The organism is Marinobacter sp., assembly GCF_040882185.1.
Classification (GTDB): Bacteria; Pseudomonadota; Gammaproteobacteria; order Pseudomonadales; family Oleiphilaceae; genus Marinobacter.
The window spans coordinates 20,261-40,440 of record NZ_JBBEBW010000001.1 but is presented as its reverse complement, the minus strand read 5'-3'; the positions used below and the strand labels follow the sequence as shown (position 1 = coordinate 40,440).

The 20,180-nt window shown below is 53.8% G+C and carries 20 protein-coding genes and 3 tRNA genes; 21 read left to right on the top strand and 2 right to left on the bottom strand.

The annotated features are described in order from the left end of the window. Positions 1–25: 25 nt before the first annotated feature. The 14 genes from ruvC to nadA all read left to right on the top strand — a co-directional run bounded on the left by ruvC (position 26) and on the right by nadA (position 9,633). Positions 26–547 (top strand): crossover junction endodeoxyribonuclease RuvC, encoded by a 522-nt coding sequence (ruvC, locus tag WEB64_RS00220; RefSeq protein ID WP_368059256.1) that lies wholly within the window; start codon positions 26–28, stop codon positions 545–547. A gap of 55 nt (positions 548–602) precedes the next feature. Then, positions 603–1,223: a Holliday junction branch migration protein RuvA gene (gene ruvA, locus WEB64_RS00215; RefSeq protein ID WP_368059254.1), complete on the top strand. Its 621-nt coding sequence runs from the start codon at positions 603–605 to the stop codon at positions 1,221–1,223. 125 nt (positions 1,224–1,348) lie between these two features. After that, a complete protein-coding gene (gene ruvB, locus WEB64_RS00210) occupies positions 1,349–2,377 on the top strand; it encodes a Holliday junction branch migration DNA helicase RuvB (protein ID WP_368059252.1) in 1,029 nt (342 codons plus the stop codon). After that, positions 2,370–2,789, top strand: a complete 420-nt coding sequence (locus WEB64_RS00205; protein ID WP_368059250.1) for a YbgC/FadM family acyl-CoA thioesterase — start codon at positions 2,370–2,372, stop codon at positions 2,787–2,789. Before ruvB ends, WEB64_RS00205 begins: the two co-directional genes overlap by 8 nt. A 93-nt stretch (positions 2,790–2,882) precedes the next feature. Beyond that, positions 2,883–3,575, top strand: a complete 693-nt coding sequence (tolQ, locus tag WEB64_RS00200) for a protein TolQ (RefSeq protein WP_368059248.1) — start codon at positions 2,883–2,885, stop codon at positions 3,573–3,575. Between the two features lie 33 nt (positions 3,576–3,608). Continuing rightward, entirely contained in the window at positions 3,609–4,052 is a 444-nt protein-coding gene (tolR, locus tag WEB64_RS00195; protein WP_368059398.1) for a protein TolR, read from the top strand. Positions 4,053–4,065: 13 nt separating this feature from the next. Continuing rightward, the gene (gene tolA, locus WEB64_RS00190; protein ID WP_368059246.1) at positions 4,066–5,130 is read left to right on the top strand and encodes a cell envelope integrity protein TolA; all 1,065 of its coding nucleotides are present in this window, start codon (positions 4,066–4,068) and stop codon (positions 5,128–5,130) included. A gap of 110 nt (positions 5,131–5,240) precedes the next feature. Then, complete coding sequence (gene tolB / locus WEB64_RS00185) at positions 5,241–6,497, top strand: Tol-Pal system beta propeller repeat protein TolB (RefSeq protein WP_368059396.1); 1,257 nt, start codon at positions 5,241–5,243, stop codon at positions 6,495–6,497. An 81-nt stretch (positions 6,498–6,578) separates the two neighbouring features. Beyond that, entirely contained in the window at positions 6,579–7,157 is a 579-nt protein-coding gene (gene pal / locus WEB64_RS00180; protein WP_368059244.1) for a peptidoglycan-associated lipoprotein Pal, read from the top strand. Between the two features lie 30 nt (positions 7,158–7,187). After that, positions 7,188–7,937 (top strand): tol-pal system protein YbgF, encoded by a 750-nt coding sequence (ybgF, locus tag WEB64_RS00175; RefSeq protein WP_368059242.1) that lies wholly within the window; start codon positions 7,188–7,190, stop codon positions 7,935–7,937. A gap of 73 nt (positions 7,938–8,010) precedes the next feature. Continuing rightward, a tRNA-Lys gene (locus tag WEB64_RS00170) sits at positions 8,011–8,086 on the top strand. A gap of 69 nt (positions 8,087–8,155) precedes the next feature. After that, a tRNA-Lys gene (locus WEB64_RS00165) sits at positions 8,156–8,231 on the top strand. A 69-nt stretch (positions 8,232–8,300) separates the two neighbouring features. Beyond that, positions 8,301–8,376, top strand: a tRNA-Lys gene (locus tag WEB64_RS00160). 195 nt (positions 8,377–8,571) lie between these two features. Then, a complete protein-coding gene (gene nadA, locus WEB64_RS00155) occupies positions 8,572–9,633 on the top strand; it encodes a quinolinate synthase NadA (RefSeq protein WP_368059240.1) in 1,062 nt (353 codons plus the stop codon). 22 nt (positions 9,634–9,655) lie between these two features. Here the strand turns inward: nadA and WEB64_RS00150 are convergent, their stop codons facing one another. Next, entirely contained in the window at positions 9,656–11,134 is a 1,479-nt protein-coding gene (locus WEB64_RS00150; RefSeq protein ID WP_368059238.1) for a M48 family metalloprotease, read from the bottom strand. A gap of 117 nt (positions 11,135–11,251) precedes the next feature. Here WEB64_RS00150 and WEB64_RS00145 point away from each other — a divergent pair, with 117 nt between their 5' ends. The 7 genes from WEB64_RS00145 (at position 11,252) to WEB64_RS00115 (ending at position 17,392) form a co-directional block, all read left to right on the top strand. Next, positions 11,252–11,479, top strand: coding sequence for a sulfurtransferase TusA family protein (locus WEB64_RS00145; RefSeq protein ID WP_368059236.1), 228 nt, complete (start codon positions 11,252–11,254; stop codon positions 11,477–11,479). A gap of 45 nt (positions 11,480–11,524) precedes the next feature. Next, the gene (locus tag WEB64_RS00140) at positions 11,525–12,607 is read left to right on the top strand and encodes an AI-2E family transporter (RefSeq protein ID WP_368059234.1); all 1,083 of its coding nucleotides are present in this window, start codon (positions 11,525–11,527) and stop codon (positions 12,605–12,607) included. Positions 12,608–12,742: 135 nt separating this feature from the next. Continuing rightward, positions 12,743–13,618 carry a 4-hydroxy-tetrahydrodipicolinate synthase gene (gene dapA, locus WEB64_RS00135; protein ID WP_368059232.1) on the top strand — a complete coding sequence of 292 codons (876 nt, stop codon included), beginning with the start codon at positions 12,743–12,745 and terminating at the stop codon, positions 13,616–13,618. Positions 13,619–13,659: 41 nt separating this feature from the next. Continuing rightward, complete coding sequence (bamC, locus tag WEB64_RS00130; RefSeq protein ID WP_368059230.1) at positions 13,660–14,724, top strand: outer membrane protein assembly factor BamC; 1,065 nt, start codon at positions 13,660–13,662, stop codon at positions 14,722–14,724. A gap of 46 nt (positions 14,725–14,770) precedes the next feature. Further along, entirely contained in the window at positions 14,771–15,484 is a 714-nt protein-coding gene (purC, locus tag WEB64_RS00125; protein WP_368059228.1) for a phosphoribosylaminoimidazolesuccinocarboxamide synthase, read from the top strand. A gap of 47 nt (positions 15,485–15,531) precedes the next feature. Next, positions 15,532–16,269 (top strand): TIGR04219 family outer membrane beta-barrel protein, encoded by a 738-nt coding sequence (locus WEB64_RS00120; RefSeq protein WP_368059226.1) that lies wholly within the window; start codon positions 15,532–15,534, stop codon positions 16,267–16,269. A gap of 115 nt (positions 16,270–16,384) precedes the next feature. Next, positions 16,385–17,392 (top strand): NAD-dependent epimerase, encoded by a 1,008-nt coding sequence (locus tag WEB64_RS00115; protein ID WP_368059224.1) that lies wholly within the window; start codon positions 16,385–16,387, stop codon positions 17,390–17,392. 83 nt (positions 17,393–17,475) lie between these two features. Here WEB64_RS00115 and WEB64_RS00110 read toward each other — a convergent pair whose 3' ends face one another. Beyond that, on the bottom strand, positions 17,476–20,178 hold the full coding sequence (locus WEB64_RS00110) for a PAS domain-containing protein (RefSeq protein WP_368059222.1): 2,703 nt from the start codon (positions 20,176–20,178) through the stop codon (positions 17,476–17,478). Between the last annotated feature and the right edge of the window lie 2 nt (positions 20,179–20,180).

Genomic DNA, 20,180 nt, shown 5'->3' with positions numbered 1-20,180 from the left:
AGGGTATTGGTAGCAAGGAGAAAGTGTGGCCATCATACTCGGTGTTGATCCGGGCTCGCGTATTACCGGTTATGGACTCATCCGGTGTGAGGGTCGCCACACTGAATATCTCGACAGTGGTTGCATAAGGTTGGGGGAGAAACCGCTGGCAGAGCGATTGCAAACCATCTTTCACAGCCTGGCAACGCTGATCGGTGAATTCCGGCCGGACGAATTCGCCATCGAACAGGTATTCATGGCCCGCAATCCGGACTCAGCACTCAAGTTGGGACAGGCGCGGGGCGCCGCGATTGTCAGCGCAGCCAACAGCGGACTTGCGGTACATGAGTATTCAGCCCGGCAGGTGAAACAGGCTGTGGTAGGAAAGGGCAGCGCGGACAAAGCTCAGGTACAGCATATGGTGCAGACGCTGCTGGGTTTATCGAGAAAACCTCAGGCGGATGCTGCCGATGCGCTCGCCATTGCCCTCTGTCACGCTCATATGAACCAGAGTATGAATCGCATATCAGCAGGGGGCCGTGTCAGAGGCGGTCGCATTCGGCCATAACGGGTTTCAGTACTAACTGGGAATAGTAACGGGCGAAAGGCCTGGGGAGCTTCATTTGATCGGTCGCATTCACGGTATTCTCATTGAAAAGGCTCCCGGTCAGGCATTGATCGAGTGCGCCGGGCTTGGCTATGAAGTGGACATTCCCTACACCACCTTCTTTCACCTGCCGGAGCCTGGACAGGAAATCACCCTTCATACCCACTTCTCCGTTCGGGAGGACGCTCATAGCCTTTTCGGCTTTGCAGCAAGACTTGATCGTAATGTCTTTCGTCTGTTGATCAGAGTTAATGGTGTGGGGCCCAAGCTTGCACTGGCGATTCTCTCGGGCCTGGATGCACATCAGTTCATCCAGTGTGTGGAAGCGAGAGATGCTAACTCGTTGGTCAAACTGCCTGGGGTGGGCAAGAAAACCGCTGAACGCCTGCTTATAGAGATAGCTGATCGAATCGGTCAACTGGAAGGCCAGTTTACTCCGGGCGGTGTGCAAGGTAGTCCCTCAACTGTCCCGGTGAGGGAGGCCCACAGTCCCCGGGACGAGGCGGAAGCCGCGTTGATCGCGTTGGGCTATAAGCCGCAAGAGGCCAGCAAGGCAGTCAACAAAATCGCAGAGAGAGATATGAGCCGGGAAGAACTTATTCGTCTGGCCCTGAAGAACATGATACCTGCGAGCTGAAGGCCAAAACACTGGTGGTCTTTCTGTCGAGAGGGTAACGTGACAGTCAAAGCACCCCTTGTACAATAACCGTCGCGTTGGGAAACATAAAAACGCAATGTCGATCTCCAGCTTTGAGCACATTGATGATTGAGTCCGACCGATTGATTACGGCCCGACCAGGCCAGTATGAGGAAGTTCAGGATCGCGCCATTCGTCCAACGCGCTTGGCCGACTATGTCGGACAGCCGACGGTTCGCGAGCAAATGGATATTTTTATTTCTGCGGCCAGAGGGCGGCAGGAAGCTCTGGATCATGTGCTGATTTTTGGCCCACCCGGTCTGGGCAAAACAACGCTGGCGAATATTATCGCTAATGAAATGGGCGTCGCGATCAAGACCACTTCGGGCCCTGTGCTGGAACGGGCTGGCGACCTGGCAGCCATGCTGACCAATCTGGAAGAAGGTGACGTTCTTTTTATTGATGAGATCCATCGTCTGAGTGCTGCAGTGGAAGAAGTGCTCTATCCGGCCATGGAAGATTATCAACTCGATATCATGATCGGAGAAGGCCCGGCGGCCCGCTCTATCAAACTTGATTTGCCGCCATTTACGCTGGTGGGCGCCACCACCAGAGCCGGGTTGCTCACCTCTCCGCTACGGGACCGGTTTGGCATTGTTCAGCGTCTTGAGTTTTATAATACAGCGGATCTGACGCACATCGTATTGCGCTCGGCAGATCTCTCCGGGGTCAGTATCGAAAAAGCGGGAGCCCTCGAAATTGCCAGACGTTCCCGGGGCACGCCCCGTATTGCGAACCGGCTGTTGCGGCGGGTACGGGACTACGCCGAGGTCAAAGCGGATGGCATTATCACCGAAGAAATCGCCGATCAGGCGCTCAATATGCTCAAAGTGGACAGTCAGGGCTTTGACCACATGGACCGCCGCCTGCTACTGGCGATGATTGAAAAATTCGATGGCGGCCCTGTCGGGGTCGAGAGTCTTGCGGCTGCCATCAGCGAAGAGCGCGGCACCATTGAAGATGTGCTCGAGCCTTTTCTTATCCAGCAGGGTTATATGGTGCGAACCCCGAGAGGCCGCATGGTGACATCCCATGCTTACCTGCATTTTGGTATTGCATCGGGGAAGTCGGAACAGGAGGATCTACTTGATTGACACCGCGCCGTCGCCGTTCACCTTGCCGGTTCGGGTCTATATAGAAGATACCGATGCCGGGGGTATCGTGTTCCATGCGAAGTATCTGCACTACATGGAGCGCGCCAGGACAGAGTGGGTACGCAGCCGTGGTGTCGGGTTGCGGGCAGGGCTGAGCGAGAACATCAGCTATGTCGTGCAACGGTTGTCGATACACTATGCGGTGCCTGCAAAGCTCGACGATCAACTGCGAGTAACCGCAGATCTTGTGAGAGGTGGCAGGGTCTGGATGGAATTTAACCAGCGCGTGGAGCGCGAAGCCGATGGCGCGCTGTTGGCGGACGCCGTCGTCAAGGTGGCGTGTGTGGCCTTGGATACCGGACGCCCCCGGGTGTTGCCGGAGGCCATGAAGGCTTTAATTCCGATAGCATAGTAAGGCACCGGCAAATTTTGCCGAAGGATAAATTTCTTACAGGAGAGGCGCGCGCGCTCTCTGAACTTAAAAACGGAAAACCAGGAGTAGAAGGTGGATTCAGAACTCTCAGTTTGGTCTCTAATCGCCAATGCAGGCTTGCTGGTGCAGCTGGTTATGCTGTTGCTGGTGCTCGCGTCGGTCATATCCTGGGCATTGATCTTTCAGCGTTTCCAGGTTTTTCGCAAAGCGAAGCAGGCACAATTGGCGTTTGAGGAGCGTTTTTGGTCTGGCATGGACTTGGGGCAGCTCTACCGTGAAGTCAATACAGACCCAACGCCTTTTTCCGGACTTGAAGCCATCTTTCGGGCGGGGTTCAAAGAGTTTTCCCGGCTTCGGCAGCAAAGCCGTGATGCCGATGCGGTAATGGAAGGCGCGCAGCGTGCGATGCGTGTAGCTTTTTCCCGGGAACAGGAACGGCTTGAAACTCATCTGCCATTTCTCGCGACCGTAGGTTCGACCAGTCCGTATGTCGGGTTGTTCGGCACGGTTTGGGGCATTATGAATTCATTCCGGGGCCTGGCTCAGGCTCAGCAGGCCACGCTTGCGACGGTCGCACCGGGCATTTCCGAAGCGCTTATTGCAACCGCTATGGGCCTGTTCGCTGCGATTCCTGCGGTTATCGCCTATAACCGCTTTTCCACGACATCGGACTCGCTGCTCAAGAATTATGAAACCTTTGCCGAGGAATTCTCCAGCATCCTTCATCGTCGGGTACATAACAGCGAGAAAGCCCCTGCGGCCTAAGCCTGATCCCCTGGCAGGAGTACGAATGTGAGCATGAAAGGTATGGGGATGATGCCCCACGAACGCCGCAAGCCAATGTCGGAAATCAACGTGGTGCCCTACATCGACGTGATGTTGGTGCTGCTGATCATTTTTATGGTGACGGCACCGATGCTTACTCAGGGTGTAAAGGTTGATCTGCCCAATACCGTCTCGGACCCGCTGCAGGCGGAAAAAGACGTGGAATCGATCATCGTTTCTGTGGATGGAAACGGGGCATATTACCTGGAGGTGGGAGATGAAAGCAGTGATCCCATGTCTCTCGAGGAGGTTCAGGGCCAGGTTGCTAAAATACTCTCCGGGCGGGCTCGAAGCGAAGTGCTCGTTCGGGGTGACGAGTTTGTGACTTATGGAGTGGTTGTTCGGCTGATGTCAGCATTGCAGGGGGCCGGAGCCTCAAGCGTCGGTCTTATTACCGAAAGCTCGCAAGATAATTAGGGGTTGATGTTTCGTGATTGACCAGCAGCGAGAACCGATCAGCACAGGGCAGCCAGCGTGGAAATCCCCTGTTGCGCTGTCCCTGCTGTTGCACGGCCTGATTGTAGTGGTTGCGCTGGCCGGTTGGAGCTGGACAAACCCGGTAGATGAGCCGATGCCCAGAAGCATATCGGCACGTCTGGTTATCAATGAGCAGCCCGCACAACAGCCTGCTCCTGAGCCTGCACCAGCGCCCGCTCCAGAGCCTGAACCCGAGCCCGAGCCCGAAGAGGATCTGGAAGAACTCGAAGCCGAACGCCAGGCCGCTGCAGAGCGCGAACGACAACAGCAGGAGCGTGAACGCCAGGCAGAACAGGAGCGCCAGCAAGCGGAAGAGCGTGAAGCCCGGCAACGTGAAGAGCAGGCGGCCAAGCAAAAAGAGCAGGAACAGGCCCGTCAGAAAGCTGAAGCCGAAGCTAAGGAGCGGGCTCGCCAAAAAGCAGAACAAGAGCAAAAGCGCCAACAGGCAGAAGAAGCACGTAAACGGGAAGCTGCTGCCAAAGCTGCGGAAGAGGAACGTCGCAAGCAGGAGGAGGCTGAACGTCAGCGTCAACAGGAGGCCGAAGCTGAAGCCAGGCGGCAGGCTGAGGCCAAGCGTGAGGCAGAAGCCAAACGTCGGGAAGCCGAACGTAAGCTCAGAGAGCAGCAGCTGGAAGCGCTTGCGGATTCCGCCCGTGAGTCCGAGGAGGCCGCCCGTCGTCAGTCGGAAGCTGAGGCTGCAGCCCGTGCGCGGGAGTCGCAAATGTTGACAGACAGCCAGCGATATCAGGGGCTGATTCGTGAACGGTTGAAAAACGGCTGGTATATGCCGTCTTCAGCTACGAGTGAGATGACGGCGACGCTGAGAATTACCTTGTTACCGACGGGTGAACTTTCTTCTGTTGAGCTGGTCAGGGGCAGTGGCAACACCGCCTTTGACAATTCCGCGCTGAGTGCAGTGCGGGGTGTTAACCGATACCCGGTTCCGAGTGAGCGGGACACATTTGAAAAATACTTTCGTCAGTTTACGATTGAATTCAACCCTGAGCGGCTGAGATGACCATGGATATCGAGAACATGACAGATCAAACCCTGACTGACCAAAACCGGAATGGTCGGTATTCCCGTTTGCAGAACCGTTGGTTGCGTGTGCTGGCACCTCTGGTATTTATGCTCGCTACAACCACTCCCGTTAGTGCGGAATTGATGATTCGCATAACCGAAGGGGTTGATTCCGCTATCCCTCTCGCGGTGGTGCCATTCTCAAAGACAGGCAATATACCCAATGGTGATGATGTCAGTGACATCGTCCGGGATGACCTGACCATGAGCGGGGAGTTCAAACCTCTCAGCCCTGAACGGATGCTTAGCCTGCCGTCCAGAAGTGACGACGTTTATTACCGGGACTGGCGGATGCTGGGGCAGCGATTTCTGTTAGTTGGTGAGCTCAGCCAGGAAGGTGACCGTATCAAAGCCCGTTATGAGCTGTTCGATGTGAACGGCGAGCGGCGCTTGCTGGGTGAGACAGCGACAGCTTCCGCGGATGGTATACGTGGTCTTGCCCACCACATCAGCGACAAGGTGTTTGAAGCCATCACTGGAGTGCGCGGTGCATTCTCGACCAAACTGGCCTATGTGACGCTCGAAACCGGCAATGGCGAACGAATATACAAGCTGCAAGTCAGTGATGTTGACGGGAAGCGCGCCAGGGTCCGGATGGAGAGTGATGAGCCGATTCTCTCTCCAACGTGGTCGCCAGATGGCCAGAGTCTGGCGTATGTCTCCTTTGAGACCGGTCGTCCGGCGATATACACCCATGAACTGTCCACCGGCAAGCGCACTCGTGTTGCTTCTTTTCCAGGGTTGAATTCGTCACCGGACTGGTCCCCAGACGGCAAATCCCTGTTGGTCACTCTGTCAAAGGATGGCAACGCTGAAATTTACAAGCTGGATCTCGCGTCGAGTTCACTCAAACGTCTGACGGATCACTGGTCGATTGACACTGAAGGCAGCTGGAGTGCCGATGGCCGGGGCTTCCTGTTCACTTCTGACCGTTCGGGTGGGCCACAGATATATCAGAAAGAGACTGAAGGGGCGGAACCCAGGCGACTAACCTTTGGTAGCCGATATAATGCGCGTCCCCGGTTCAGCCCGGACAGCAAGCATATATATTACGTTCATCAACGCGAGGGAGGCTTCCACATCGCCCGGATGAACCTGGAAACCGGAAATGAAACGATCCTGACGCGGACGGGGCTGGATGAATCTCCGAGCGTTGCGCCGAACGGACGCATGTTGATCTATTCCACGCAGCAGAATGGTGAGAGCGTATTAACGGTCATGTCTGCTGGTGGTGGTTCGAATTACGTACTGCCAGCTGCCAGGGGCGATGTTCGGGAGCCAGCCTGGTCACCATTTTTGGACTAGCTTTATTAACAGTTCTGACGCTCCTGGACGTCGGAACTAACTTTGACGTGCGATAGCACATTTGAAAATAAAGGAACGATTATGATGGTTACGATGAAGACAAAGGCATTTGCATTGGTGTTGGCCCTGGGCTTTATCGCGGGCTGTAGCTCCACAGGTGATCCCATGGAAGAAGGCGGTTACGGCACCGATGGTTCCGCTTCGGGTCAGCAGGATGGCAGTACCGTGTACGGTGGCAGTGATGGCAGCGGCGTTTCCTCCGATGGCCTGAGTGACTCCGAGCGCATGGAAGCAGAGGAACGGGCGGAGCAGGCAGAGGCGGAAGCGTTGCGTAACATCACCACCTTCTACTTTGATTTCGACACCTCTGAGATCAAAGCTGAATCCCGCGACGTTCTGGCCGCTCACGCCCGTTATCTGTCCGACAACCCGCGCACTCAGGTTCGTCTGGAAGGTCATTCCGATGAGCGTGGTACCACCGAATACAACCTGGCGTTGGGCGAGCGTCGTGCCAACGCGATTCAGCGTTTCCTGATTGTCAACGGGGCTTCCCGTGGTCAGCTTGAAACCGTAAGCTATGGAGAAGAGAAGCCAGCGGTCTCAGGTTCCAGCGAGAGCGCCTGGGCCCAGAACCGTCGCGTTGAAATGATTTTCCAGTAAACGCGAAAATTGCAACCAACAGGACCCACCATGAGAAAATTCCTCATGGCGACAGTTGCGCTGTCGCTCAGTGGTTGCGCAGTGGCGCAGTCATCGGCACCAGGATCTCAGAGCGCCCAGCCGGAGCCCCGCCAACAGGCGGGTGCCAGCCAGGCCAACGCTGAGTTGTTCTTCATGATTGAGCAATTGCAAGGCGAAGTGCGCCGCTTGCAGGGGGAGCTTGAAGAGCAGCGTAACCAGCTCAATCGACTATCAAATCAATCGAAAGAGCGCTATATCGATCTCGACCAACGGTTGTTGAATGTCTCGGAGCGGCTTCAGGCCGCCCCGGCACCCACCGACAGCTCGTCTGCTGATGCCCCGGAATCGAATATACAGCCGATTACCCGCGAATACCGTCAGCCAACCGCTTTTGAGCGAGAGTCCTACCAGAAGATTCAGACCTTGATTCGCGACGGGAATTATGACGCCGCGATAGACGGTATATACAGCTTCATCTCAGATTACCCGGAAGGGGATTTGACCGTTAACGCTTATTACTGGCTGGGGGAGGTTTATCTGGTTAAACCGCAGCTGGAGCAGGCGAAACAGGCATTTACCATTGTTGCCACAAGGTTTTCAGATCATCGGAAAGCGGCGGATGCAGTTTACAAACTCGGCGTGACCTTCGATCGTCTGAATGAAAAAGCGGACGCAGTCCGGCAGATGGAGCGAGTGGTATCGACTTATCCTGCGTCCAATGCCGCGTCTCTGGCAAAAGAGTATCTGGATAAACGTTGAACTTGGCTGTATTGAAATATTGCGGAAAAAGGTTGAAGCGGGGCGAAAAATCCGTACTATATGCGCCTCGTTTGGGTCGTTAGCTCAGTTGGTAGAGCAGTTGGCTTTTAACCAATTGGTCGATGGTTCGAATCCATCACGACCCACCATTATTGAAATTGATTGCACGCAGGTGGTGAGTGAGCGTGCAGTTATGGCTTGATACGCCAGCCCGTTTTGGGTCGTTAGCTCAGTTGGTAGAGCAGTTGGCTTTTAACCAATTGGTCGATGGTTCGAATCCATCACGACCCACCATTATTGAAATTGATTGCACGCAGGTGGTGAGTGAGCGTGCAGTTATGGCTTGATACGCCAGCCCGTTTTGGGTCGTTAGCTCAGTTGGTAGAGCAGTTGGCTTTTAACCAATTGGTCGATGGTTCGAATCCATCACGACCCACCAAATTGATCCCCATCTGCAGCTCATTTGAGTCAAAGCCGGGGGTCGGAGAAAAGAGCCTTCAGGCTCTTTTTTTTTGCCTCCAAACCCCAATCTATGACTATAGTGAAGCCGTAAAACTGGCTTATGATAATAGCGGCGAGCCTTGGTAAAGAATGACAATCAAGGAGCTTAGGCGCGCAAACGATGAGAGAAGCAATGACACGATCCGATAACCGCATTCTGGTTCAGGAACACTTGGCACACGAGGCGGAGCCGAGACCACTCACTGCCGACAGGCAGGCCGAGTTGGAAATGCGTATCAAGCAGGCGCTGAAGGATCGAGACGCCGTGTTGGTGGCCCATTACTACACTGATCCGGACATCCAGCGCCTTGCCGAGGAAACCGGTGGTTGCGTGGCCGATTCACTGGAAATGGCCCGTTTCAGTAACCAGCATTCAGCGTCGACAGTGGTGGTCGCTGGCGTCAAATTTATGGGTGAGACAGCAAAAATCCTGAACCCGGAAAAGCAGGTTCTGATGCCAACGCTGGAGGCTACCTGTTCTCTTGATATTGGCTGCCCCGCGGACGAATTTGCTGCTTTCTGCGATCAGCATCCTGATCGCACTGTGGTGGTCTATGCCAACACCTCTGCGGCCGTCAAGGCGCGGGCAGACTGGGTCGTTACCTCCAGTTGTGCTCAAGCGATTGTAGAATCTCTCGATGCCAGCGGTGAAAAGGTCCTGTGGGCGCCGGATAAACACCTTGGGAATTATGTCCAGAAGACCACCGGTGCCGATATGCTGTTATGGGAAGGCTCCTGCATCGTTCACGAAGAGTTCAAATCCCGTGGGCTGGAAGATCTCAAGGCCCTGTATCCGGATGCGGCGATCCTGGTTCATCCGGAATCCCGGGAGGCGGTGGTTGAGATGGCGGACGTGGTGGGTTCTACATCTCAACTGATTAATGCTGTTCAGGTGCTTCCCAACGAACGTTTTATCGTTGCGACAGACAACGGCATTTTTTACAAGATGCAGCAATCGGCGCCGACTAAAACCCTGATTGAAGCTCCGACTGCGGGTAATGGGGCGACCTGTCGCAGTTGTGCTCACTGCCCCTGGATGGCGATGAACGGGTTGGAAAATCTGCTTTATGTGCTTGAGCACGGCGGCCAGGAAATCACCATTGACCCTGATCTGCGGGAACGGGCATTAAGACCGCTGCGTCGAATGCTTGATTTTACCGCCAACCGGAACCTGAAGGCTGCGGGAAACGCCTGATTTGTGCGGCGCTTTCTCCGGGTCAGCGCTGGCGGGCGAGGGCATCAGATACCTGAGACAGGCGCTCCGTGATGATCTGTCTCAGGGGGGCTTCAGGAGGCGTTTTTTCCTGTGCCTCCCTTAATTGCCGTTGGGCAGACTCAAGATCCCCCATCAAGAGGTCATATTCTGCCCGTGCGCGGTGAACGCCCACAATGTTTCTGGCCTGCCCTTCAGCCTCAGCAAGCTCAAGCCACAGATCTTCCCGTTGCGGGTATTCCCGCGTCAGAGTTTTAAGATACTCGGATGATTGCTGTGCGTTGCCAGCATCACGCTCGACAGCTGCCAGCATGGTTATAATGGGTACGTTACCCGGGTTTCTCTGCAACGCATTTTTCATTAATGTCCTGGCTTCCTCGGTCTGGTTCAATTTATATAAGGCCTCTGCCAGGGTGACAAGATAGGTAATGCGTCCTGGCTGTTTCTCCAACAGGGCTTCCAGTTTCTTACGGGCGTCCTGCGGACGGTCAGCTGCGAGATACGCAACGGCCAATCCATAGTGGGCAGCATCCTCCTGATCTGCACTCTCGTTGGCCAGATAGTCTTCGAACAGAGCTACTGCATCCCCGGGCGATTTTGCGTATCTCACTTGCAGGCGGGCCCGCACCAGATGGTATTCAAGGGCGTCTGTGAAGCCACCTTCAGGATATTGTTCCGCGCGACTTCGGCTATCTGAGACCCGGCTTTGGGTCAAAGGGTGCGTCGAGAGATACTCCGGCAGACGATTTCCCTGCAGACGGTTCTGCCTCATCATCACTTCAAACATTTCTGGCATGCCTCTCGGGTCCATACCCGCGTTGGCCATGATATCGATGCCGACGCGGTCCGCTTCCTGCTCATTGGAGCGGCTGTATTGCAGCATGTTCTGAACCGCCAGGGCCTGGGTGCCTGCGATAGCTGCAATGCCCACATCCGACCGGGTCACCGCCGACAGAATGATACCTGCAATCATTCCAGCTATTGTTAACGGCGCGCTGGTTTCCTGCTGCTCCATTCGGCGTGCAAAATGACGTTGGCTCAGGTGGGCAAGCTCGTGGGCGATAACCGAGGCAAATTGCTGCTCAGTGGCGGCATTGAGAAACAGTCCGGCATTTACCCCGATAATATTGCCTGGCACTGCAAAGGCATTGAGTGCCGGGCTGTCGATCACAACCAGGGACAGGCGTTTGTCTTTAAGTGGCACAAACGGTACCAACTGATAAACAATGCTGCTCATGTAGTCCGTAACCAGGGGGTCCCGTATCTGGTCGGCTGACAGCCTCAATGATCTCATCACCTGACGGCCGATTTCAGCTTCCTGCTGCTCGGAAATAAGGCCGCCGCCAACGCCGCCAAGCGTTGGCAACAGGGCCTCGTTCGCAACAACGCTGTTGCAGGGCAGGGAGAGGGAAGCGAAAAGTGCCAGGCTCAGCCCTGCCTTCCTTGTTAACGTCTGGTAAAAAGCTGCACGGACGATTTTCATACGTTGCCTGATATACTTCCTGACAATCAGTGCAATGCCGGATACTCACCGGCATAATGCACCGTTCGACTGTTGAACCTACAAGCCATCGAAAACGCAACGGTTTACCAAAGACTCATGGCCGATATTATTCTTGATGCGTCCGGGCTTATTTGCCCGATGCCGCTGTTAAAAACCAAACTTCAGCTGAACGCCATGCAGCCCGGCGAGGAGCTTGAGGTCATTGCGACCGATGCCGGTTCAGCTCGGGATATACCTGCGTTCCTAAAGCTATCATCTCATATACTGATTAGCACGTGGGAAACCGACGGCTGTTATCGCTTCGTTATACGACGCGGAAGTTAGCGTTTTGTTCCGGGCATTCTGTTTCGTGTAGTAACGGAGACATTGATGGTAAGAATTTTACGTGGTTTGGCGCATAAATACTTTTCAGATGACGAAGCAGTCATACTTTTCCTGTTGCTGATTTTCGGCACTCTGATCGTTATTTTCTTCGGTCACATGCTGGCACCAGTCATTGCGGCCGTCATCATCGCGTTCATTCTCCAGGGCCTGGTCACCAAACTGACTTCTCTGGGGATCCCCGAGTTTGTATCTATTTTTGGCGTATTTCTGGTGTTTCTCGGAACTCTGATAGGTTTCCTGTTTGGTCTCTTGCCCCTGCTATGGACTCAGGTCACCTCGCTGGCAGGGGAGACTCCCCGAATTTTCAGAGAAATGCAGACCTATTTCGAGCTGCTGCCTCAACAGTACCCGAATCTGATCTCGATAGAACAGATCAACAACCTTTACCAACAGGTAACGGGCGAAGCAGCCCGTATGACCCAGTGGCTGGTATCGTTCTCCATCGCCAGTATCCCGGACCTTATGGCACTGCTTATTTACATGGTGCTACTGCCCATACTGGTATTTTTCTTTTTAAAGGATCGGGATTTACTGCTCGGTTCCATATCCCGCCTCCTGCCTCATCAGCGGCCAATGATGGTGAGAATCTGGAATGAGGTGAATCTCCAGTGTGCAAACTACGTTCGCGGTAAAGCGGTTGAAATATTAATTGTTGGCGGCGCCACTTATGTCAGTTTCAAACTGCTCGGTATGCCTTACGCCGCCTTACTGTCATTGCTCGTAGGGATAAGCGTTGTCATCCCCTATATTGGTGCTGCCGTTGTGACCATTCCAGTGGCGATGATTGGCCTGTTTGCTTTTGGCTGGGGCAGTCAGTTCATTTGGGTCATGGTGGTATATGGGATTATCCAGGCACTCGATGGCAATGTCCTGGTGCCTATCCTGTTCTCGGAAGTGAACAATCTGCATCCGGTGGCCATTATTGTGGCGGTGCTGTTTTTTGGTGGAATATGGGGGCTTTGGGGAGTGTTTTTTGCAATCCCGCTCGCGACGATGCTGAAGGCAATTTTCTCCGCCTGGCCGGTCCAGCGAATCACACAGCCGTTGATAAAACCTGACGGTGAGTAAGCTAACCCGTGCCCGCAAGTTAGCAGGCCATCAGTTCAATGTATTATTGGAGCTGGTAAGCTATTTATTCGGTCGTTCTCTTGTGTCAGTTCACGGCCAACATTACCATTAGCCTTTTATTCCGACGGAGTTTTTATGATTACTGGTAGCCTTGTCGCACTGGTAACGCCAATGCACCCGGATGGCAGCATCCATTGGGAGCATCTGGATAACCTGGTGGACTTTCATCTTGATAACGGAACCCACGGTATCGTCGCTGTAGGTACAACGGGCGAGTCTGCGACGCTGGACCCAGACGAGCATTGTCGCGTTATCGGCCAGATCATAAAACGTGTTCAGGGGCGGATACCGGTCATTGCTGGTACCGGAGCCAACTCCACTCGCGAAGCTATCGAGCTCACCGGAGAGGCCCATAAACTCGGAGCCGACGCCTGTCTGCTCGTGGTGCCGTATTATAACAAGCCAAGTCAGGAAGGGCTTTACCGCCATTTCCGCGCCATTGCCGAAGCCGTCCCGGTTAATCAGATACTTTATAATGTTCCTGGACGCACGGCCTGCGATATGCTCAACGAAACTGTTGAACGCCTGGCCGATATCCCGAATATTATCGGCATCAAGGATGCGACCGGCAATATTCCGCGCGGAGCCGAGCTTATCCGTGCGGTGGAAGGGCGCCTTGTGGTCTACTCAGGTGACGACGCGACCGCTGCAGATCTTATGCTGGCCGGTGGCAAAGGCAATGTCTCGGTCACTGCCAACGTTGCGCCGAAAGGCATGGCAGCACTGTGTGAAGCAGCCATTGCTGGCAACCGCGAAGAAGTTGAGCGTATCAATGAATCCTTGATGCCGTTGCATCGAAAACTTTTTCTCGAAGCCAATCCCATACCGGTCAAGTGGGCTCTGGAACGTATGGGGATGCTCAACGAAGGTATTCGTTTGCCTCTGACGCCGCTGGATGCAAAGTTCCATGGTGAAGTCGAAGAAGCACTCAGAGCGGCAGGTGTCCTCTGAGCCGTTTTAAACTCTTGCAAACGACTCCCTGGAGTTACTCAATGGCAGTGCAGTCAAGGAAAGTCCTGACTGGCTCAGTATTCGGATTCCTTCTGAGTGCCGGGCTGGCAGGTTGCAGTCTTATAGACGATCGCTCTGAAAATTACGTCAATGCGTCCGAGGGTGAGCCATTGAAGCTGGCTGAGGGGCATGTCATGGAGCGAAGAGGCGAAGCGTTCCCGATCCGGGAGATCGGCAGCAACAACCGCGGCGAAATGAACCCCTCAGATATTCCGCAACCTCCTGATATGACATCCGAAATTCTGGAGGAAAATTATATTATCGAAGAAGTGGACGATCAGGCCTGGGTATTGGTGAATGATGTGCCCGGTCGGGTTTGGCCCTCTGTTACAGCTTACTTTAATGATCGCGGGCTGGGGGTGGTGGAAGACAGCACGCAGTTAGGCGTCATACAGAGCGATGTCGTTAATTTCAGCCAGCGTGCCCGCACCCTTTTGCAGTTGCCCCAGAATTCGGAGGGCGAGGAATTGGTGGTAGTTCAAGCCAGGGTGACGCCAGGTGTTCGTCGGAAAACCACTGAAATTCAGCTGCGTAAGCTGGAAATTAGTGAAAGCCCGGACCAATTGCTGCAATGGCAGTCTGATTCAGACAATCTGATTATTGAGAAGTCGCTTTTGACGGACCTGGCGTCTTACCTTGAGGCTCGTGATGATACCAAGTCTTATTCCCGTGCTGCCCTGACGATGACAACGGCCCCCAAGGTCGCCATGGTAAATGAGGACGGGATAGCGAACGCCATCGAGATGGTTGTCGGGTTTGACCGTGCCTGGGCGGAAGTGAGGCGCGCTTTGGACGAAGCTGAAGTGCCTGTTGTGGATCTTGATCGTAGTAATGGCATATTTTACGTCGATTTCCGCACCGACGAAGAACGGGATCCTGGCTGGTTTAACTGGTTTGCCGATGAGCCTACCCCGGAGTACACCTTCCAGGTTCGGCTCGAAACGCAACAGGACAGGGTGTTGGTGAGTACCGCAAAATCTGATGAATATGCCGGCAATGATCGCTCACAAAGATTGTTGTCAGAGTTGTTCGAATATCTTTACTAGATGTTGTGCGTCAGCGGATATGGCCTGACCTAACAGGAGAACAGGAATGGAAAAGCGCGATGAGCTTTATGCGGGTAAAGCCAAATCTGTTTATCGAACAGTAGATCCTGACCGGTTTGTGTTGTTATTTCGCGATGACACCTCTGCCTTCGATGGCGAACGGAAAGAGCAACTTAACCGCAAGGGTATGGTAAACAATCGTTTTAACGCTTTTATAATGGAGAAGCTTGAAGCAGCCGGGATCCCCACCCACTTCGTAAGTTTATTGTCTCCTGTCGAGTCGCTGGTCATGAGGCTTGACATGATTCCGGTCGAATGTGTCGTCCGCAATATCTCGGCGGGCAGTCTTTGCCGCCGCCTCGGAGTTGAGGAAGGTCAGAATCTCTCCCCCCCGACATTCGAGTTGTTTCTCAAAAATGATGCGCTCCACGACCCTATGGTGAACGAGTCTCTGGCGGTCACTTTCGGTTGGGCCTCTGCAGACGAACTGTCGCAGATGAAGACATTGACCTATCGGGTCAATGACGTGCTTAAATCGCTGTTTGATGCTGCTGGTATGTTGTTGGTGGATTATAAACTGGAATTCGGGCGTTCCGGCGACAAGATTGTGCTCGGCGACGAGTTCAGCCCCGACGGTTGTCGTATATGGGATAAGGACAGCCGCAAGAAAATGGACAAGGACCGATTCAGGCAAGGGCTTGGAGACGTTATCGAAACCTATGAAGAAGTCGGCCGCCGTCTGGGCATTCAGTTCGACTGATATCGACCAGCCCTACCAGCGGGGAAACAACCACAAGAAGGTAATTTATGCGAAAAATTCTATTGCTAGCCGGGACCACTCTGGTGCTTGCCGCCCCATTCGCCAGTGCCGACATTGTTGGCATCGGCGCCAACGTCAGTTATTGGGATTCTGATCTGAGTGGCACAGCAACCAACAGTGATTCTGCCATTGACGTTGAGGATGACCTCAATCTTGACAGTGACTCAAACGCCAACCTGAGTGCTTATATCGAGCACCCGGTTCCGTTGCTGCCAAACGTCAGACTGAACTATACCTCTATTGAGCAGAATGGAAGGGGTGAAGTTGGTGTCGCTGCGTTCGATGGCATCGCGCCGGGCGCAGAGGTGGACTCAAGGCTCGACCTCGATCAGTTTGATGTCACACTTTATTATGAGGTACTCGATAACTGGGTCAATCTGGACGCAGGTATCACCGCCCGTACTTTTGACGGCGAACTGTTAATAGAAGAGCGGTTCCCGGGCAATGAAGTCAGTCGTACTAAAATAGATGGCACGCTTCCCATGGGTTACCTGGCAGCACGGTTCGATCTACCTTTTACCGGGGCTTCCGTAGGTGCTGAGGGTAACTTCATCAGCTTCGATGGTGATTCCATCTATGACTATAACGCCTACGGTCAATACGAGTTCGCAGTGGTGCAGTTGCGCGCAGGCTACCGTCAGATGAACATCGATTACGAAGACAGTAACGAAGCGCTCGATATCGAAATTGGCGGACCTTTCGTAAGTGCCGGTCTGGTATTCTGACCCGATTGAACATTTCGATTCTGTTGTAGGAGCGACTTCAGTCGCGAACCGAGTAAACCCGATAGCTGCCACAGCCATTTGGCAACATTGGTAAATCCAGTACAGGGAGAAAGCATTGAAAATTCTCGTAACAGGGACCGCCGGGTTTATCGGCTCACATCTGGCTCATCGCCTGCTGGACCGCGGAGATGAAGTCATTGGCGTTGATATCGTCAATGACTACTACGATGTCAGCCTTAAAGAAGCCCGTCTGGCTCGGTTAACCTGCAAGGCCGGGTTTACCGAAGTGCGAAAGGATATATCCGATCGTGCCGCCATGGAGGCCCTGTTCCGGGAACACAAACCGGAGCGGGTAGTGAATCTGGCTGCCCAGGCCGGAGTGCGCTACTCCATCGAGAATCCGAATGCTTATGTAGACGCCAACCTCGTTGGCTTCATGAATATTCTAGAAGGTTGTCGCCACAACGGCGTTAAGCATCTCGTTTATGCGTCCAGTAGCTCGGTCTATGGCGCCAACGAGGCGATGCCATTCTCGGTACACGATAACGTCGATCATCCGTTGAGTCTCTACGCAGCGTCCAAGAAAGCCAACGAACTGATGGCCCACACCTACAGTAACCTTTACCAGTTGCCTACCACAGGACTGCGCTTCTTTACCGTTTACGGCCCCTGGGGCAGACCGGATATGGCGCTGTTTATCTTCACTAAAAAGATACTGGCAGGCGAGCCCATTGATGTGTTCAACCATGGGCACCACAAACGTGATTTCACCTACATAGACGATATCGTCGAAGGCGTCGTACGGACCCTCGACAACGTCGCTTCACCGAATGAGCAATGGTCAGGTAAGAACCCCGATCCCGGCACCAGCATGGCGCCTTACAGGCTTTACAATATCGGCAGCAACAATCCGGTGGAGCTCTCCCGCTTTATTGAGATTATCGAGGAACGACTCGGTAAGAAAGCCGAGAAAAACCTGCTGCCTCTGCAGCCGGGTGACGTGCCTGCTACCTATGCCAATGTAGACGCGCTGATAGACGATGTGGGCTACAAGCCAGCAACCACTGTTGATGAGGGAATCGCCAACTTCGTTGATTGGTATCGGGGATTTTATAAGGTTTAACCGCGTAAGCGGATACCTTCCCTCCTGAAGTGATCCATTCGTCCGGCTTGAATGGATTTTTTCTTCGTCGCTACTTATGAGTTTTATTTGCGAACTGTGTTTCTGTCGCCATCGAGCACTTTCCTTACTTTCAGCGCCAGATCCCGGCGCCGGTAGGGTTTGCTCAGCAGGTCGACACCTGGGTCCAGGCGACCATGGTGCACGATCGCGTTTTCCGTATAACCAGAGGTGTACAACACTCTGAGCGCGGGGTGCTTGCCCTGCGCTATATTCGAAAGCTCTCGGCCATTCATACCACCGGGCATGATGATGTCTGTTAACAGCAAGCTGATATCACTATTTAGGTGAAGGGCAGCCAATGCAGCGGGGCCTGAGCCGACACTTGTTACCCGGTAGCCAAGCGTTTGTAATTGTCCGGTCAGATGCTCCCGTACCAGATCGTCATCTTCAGCGATCAGGATATGTTCATCGCCGCCACGCATGGGTTGCTCTGTCTCGTCAATGTCGCTGCTCTCCTGCAGGGCTTCTGCGCTCGGGAAGTACAGTTTTACTGAAGTGCCTTCACCCTGTTCGGAATAGATTTTAATATGGCCACCAGTTTGTTTGGTGAAGCCGAATACCATACTTAATCCAAGCCCACTGCCTTTGCCAATAGCTTTGGTGGTAAAAAATGGTTCGAACGCACTGTTCTGGGTGTCTTCATCCATTCCTATGCCAGTGTCTGAAACACAGATCATCACATATTCACCAGGCGATACTTCCTGATGGCGGGCGGCATACTCATCATCGAGCCAGGCGTTACCGGTTTCGATGGTCAATTTGCCACCGTTAGGCATGGCATCCCGGGCGTTTATCACAAGGTTGAGTAATGCTGTATCCAACTGGTTCGCGTCTACCTCCGTGATTTTGAGGTCTGATTCGCCCAGAAACTCGAATTGGATATTCTCAGGCAGGGTGCGGCGAATGAGAGCTTCCATTTCACCAACCAGCCGGTTGACGTTCATGGGCTTTGGCTCCAGCGGCTGGCGACGGGCAAAGGCCAGCAGGCGATTGGTTAATTCAGCACCTCGCGCGGCGGCAGAAACAGTCATCTCGGCCATAAGGCGAAGATGTCGGTCGGTGAGTCGTTCCGCCAGTTCTTCTGAGTTACCCATGATGACGGTCAGTAAATTGTTAAAGTCATGGGCGACGCCTCCGGTAAGATGGCCAACAGCTTCAAGCTTCTGGGACTCCCGCAGCCGCGTCTCAAGCTCCATGCGCTCAGTAATGTCGAGCATACTTCCCAGCATCCGAATCGCTTTACCAGAGGGCTCACGAATAACAAAACCGCGATCAATTACCGTCGCGTATTGACCATCACCTTTGATAAACCGATATTCTTCAGTCCAGTGATCCACCGGCCCGTCGATAACTTCGTGGATGCTGTGGTAAACGCGGTCGAGGTCATCCGGGTGTATCCTGCGGGTCCAGGATTCCGGCCCGGGTTCTAAATCAGAGGCCTGGTGGCCAAAAACCTCGTACATGGAATCGTTCCACCAAACTGTACCGGCGTCGAAGTTCCAGTCCCAAATCACATCGTTGGTTGCCTTTGATATCAGGCGGAAGCGTTCCTGATTCAGCAGTAACTCGGCCTCCTGCTGTTTACGCTGGGTGATGTCGCGAAAGTAAACCGCCAACCCATCGGGTATCGGATAGGCACTCACGTCCAACCATTTATTAAGAGGGGGGTAAAACTCCCTGAACTCGACTGTTTGCTGGTTTTCCAGAGCATGTTGGTATTGCCGCTGAAAGGTGCTTCCGACCGCCGTCGGAAACTCGGTCCATACGTTGCGTCCCAGCAGATCGACACGTGAGCGTTCAAGCAGCACCTCTGCTTGTCGATTGAGATAGCTGAAATTCCAATTTTCATCGAGAGCAAAAAAGGCATCGCTGATGCTCTCGAGGATGTGGATTCTTTGGCGATCAGCCTGGTCGGCGCGATCTTCAGCTTCGCGCAGCTTTGAAATATCCTGAAATGCCCCTTGTACTGCGATGATCCTGCCGTGCTCGTCCCGTTCGGGGGCACCGATTACCCGAACCCATATGCGTTGTGTGGTGGCTGTGTCCAGTTGGCAAATAACATCAAATTCTTTGCCATATTGAATACAATTCTGGAAGGCGTTCAAGATGAGTCCTCTATGCTCCGGAGCATAGAATCCCATCCCCTCTTCTACGGATGCCGGAGAAAAGCCCGCAGGTTTGCCGTGAATTGCAGCGGTTTCCCGGGTCCAGATAACGACTTCAGAGTCGAGTTCGACGCACCAGCCACCCAGCCGAACCTTTTGCCCTGCCAGCTGTAAAAGCTGTTCTGCCTGGGTCAGGCTGCCCTCCGGCTGCGGATGAACGATCCCTGTAACGTCTTCCACTCGGTGGATAATGAATTCGATGTCACCCGCTCCATCCAGGACCGGGGTGTTAACCGGACTCCAGAAGCGCTCCTCAAAGCCCCCGCTTGGAGTTGGAATGGGGTAGCGTTGCACCCCCATGATATCGGGCGCCTTGAATGATCGAACCCGTTGGAGTGAGGCACGCAGATTATGAGTGCCATCTGCCTTCGGGTCGTCGGGTGCATCCGGAAAGACCTCGAAGAGGTTTTTGCCAACGATATCTTCTTCCCGAGTCATGGTGACGTTCAGGTAGTCTTTACTTGCCGCCAGTATTTCATAGCTGTCTGGCCGCAGTACCAGAGTTTTGCCCGCGGCACTCTCGAACAGACGCCGATATTGCTGGTCGGTGAGCTGGCTCATTG

Coding starts and splice junctions, on each gene's coding strand:
- tolR (WP_368059398.1), top strand. CDS start 3,609: ATGAAAGGTATGGGGATGATGCCCCACGAACGCCGCAAGCCAATGTCG.
- WEB64_RS00150 (WP_368059238.1), bottom strand. CDS start 11,134: ATGAAAATCGTCCGTGCAGCTTTTTACCAGACGTTAACAAGGAAGGCA.
- WEB64_RS00140 (WP_368059234.1), top strand. CDS start 11,525: ATGGTAAGAATTTTACGTGGTTTGGCGCATAAATACTTTTCAGATGAC.
- bamC (WP_368059230.1), top strand. CDS start 13,660: ATGGCAGTGCAGTCAAGGAAAGTCCTGACTGGCTCAGTATTCGGATTC.
- nadA (WP_368059240.1), top strand. CDS start 8,572: ATGACACGATCCGATAACCGCATTCTGGTTCAGGAACACTTGGCACAC.
- WEB64_RS00145 (WP_368059236.1), top strand. CDS start 11,252: ATGGCCGATATTATTCTTGATGCGTCCGGGCTTATTTGCCCGATGCCG.
- purC (WP_368059228.1), top strand. CDS start 14,771: ATGGAAAAGCGCGATGAGCTTTATGCGGGTAAAGCCAAATCTGTTTAT.
- ruvB (WP_368059252.1), top strand. CDS start 1,349: ATGATTGAGTCCGACCGATTGATTACGGCCCGACCAGGCCAGTATGAG.
- dapA (WP_368059232.1), top strand. CDS start 12,743: ATGATTACTGGTAGCCTTGTCGCACTGGTAACGCCAATGCACCCGGAT.
- ybgF (WP_368059242.1), top strand. CDS start 7,188: ATGAGAAAATTCCTCATGGCGACAGTTGCGCTGTCGCTCAGTGGTTGC.
- WEB64_RS00120 (WP_368059226.1), top strand. CDS start 15,532: ATGCGAAAAATTCTATTGCTAGCCGGGACCACTCTGGTGCTTGCCGCC.
- tolB (WP_368059396.1), top strand. CDS start 5,241: ATGCTCGCTACAACCACTCCCGTTAGTGCGGAATTGATGATTCGCATA.
- pal (WP_368059244.1), top strand. CDS start 6,579: ATGATGGTTACGATGAAGACAAAGGCATTTGCATTGGTGTTGGCCCTG.
- WEB64_RS00110 (WP_368059222.1), bottom strand. CDS start 20,178: ATGAGCCAGCTCACCGACCAGCAATATCGGCGTCTGTTCGAGAGTGCC.